The organism is Paraburkholderia sp. SIMBA_054, from assembly GCF_046534875.1.
GTDB lineage: Bacteria > Pseudomonadota > Gammaproteobacteria > Burkholderiales > Burkholderiaceae > Paraburkholderia > Paraburkholderia hospita.
The window spans coordinates 1-1,159 of the sequence record NZ_JAWRXV010000177.1 but is presented as its reverse complement, the minus strand read 5'-3'; the positions used below and the strand labels follow the sequence as shown (position 1 = coordinate 1,159).

Genomic DNA, 1,159 nt, shown 5'->3' with positions numbered 1-1,159 from the left:
ATCCCAACCACAACACTTATCGCCGCACTGCCGCGGGTGGCCTTATGGCGACTCTCTGGCCTGCCGGATATCTTGTCGCCTGAGGAGATCAGACAGCTGCTCAGCGCCTTTGACCGCAACAGCGCCACCGGCATGCGCGACTACGCCATTACCCGGTGCCTGCTGGACCTTGGCTTGAGACGCGCTGAAGTCGCACAATTGTGCCTCGACGATATCGACTGGCGCGTGGGAACCTTGACGCTTCACGGCAAAGGTAATCGAATCGATGTGGTACCGCTGCCGCGGCGAACCGGCGAAGCGATCGCTGGGTATCTGCAGTACGGACGTCCTCAAACAACGCGGCGAGAGGTCTTTGTACGCCATCGACCGCCGATCAATGCAGGAGCTGGTCTGGACATCGTAAGAAACGCAGTGCGTTACGCCGCCGAACGTTGCGGGCTTCAACAACGCGTGCGTGGCACACACATTTTCCGACACACAGTGGCATGTCGGATGGCACAAGGCAGCGCCCCATTCAAGGAGATTGCCGACCTGTTACGCCATCGCAGCCTTGACACGACGACCATTTATGCCAAGGTGAATGTTCCAGCGCTTCGACTGGTAGCGCTTCCCTGGCCGGGGAGGCACTCATGAGACACCGCAAATCACTTATGCAGTGGATCGACGACTACCTCGCGGTTCGCCGCCAAGCGGGATTTGCGCTCAAGGCGGAAGGCGAACAGCTTCGACACTTCGCGCGATTCGCTCAACAGATCGGCCACAAGGGCTCGTTGACCACACAGCTTGCCGTGCGATGGGCAAGCAGTTCCGTAGGAGGCCGCCGGCTTACGGCCGCACGCAGGATCGAGCTACTACGGCCCTTTGCCAAATACTGCCGGCAGTTCGATCCCGCAACGGACATTCCACCTCGAGGGCTTTTTGGGCCGGCACATCGCCGGCTGGTCCCACATGTCTTTAGTGACAATGAGATCATCGAGTTGATGGCCAGCTGCGAGGGGCTTTATCCACCACACGGCTTGCGTGGCGCGAGCTGCGCGGCAATCTTTGGATTGATGGCATCCTCAGGTCTGAGGACCGCTGAAGTGGCGGCGTTGACGCGCTCGGACGTCGATCTCGACCGCCGATTGCTGCTCATTCGGTGCGGGAAGCTCGGTAAATC

At 60.0% G+C, this 1,159-nt stretch carries 2 protein-coding genes; both read left to right on the top strand.

The genetic code is table 11. From position 1 onward, the window contains the following. Positions 1 to 633, top strand: a 633-nt coding sequence (locus SB822_RS54590) for a site-specific integrase (RefSeq protein WP_410858784.1), incomplete at its 5' end; no start/stop codon positions are given. A gap of 17 nt (positions 634 to 650) precedes the next feature. After that, a partial coding sequence (locus tag SB822_RS54585) for a tyrosine-type recombinase/integrase (protein ID WP_410858783.1) occupies positions 651 to 1,159 on the top strand: 509 nt, incomplete at its 3' end.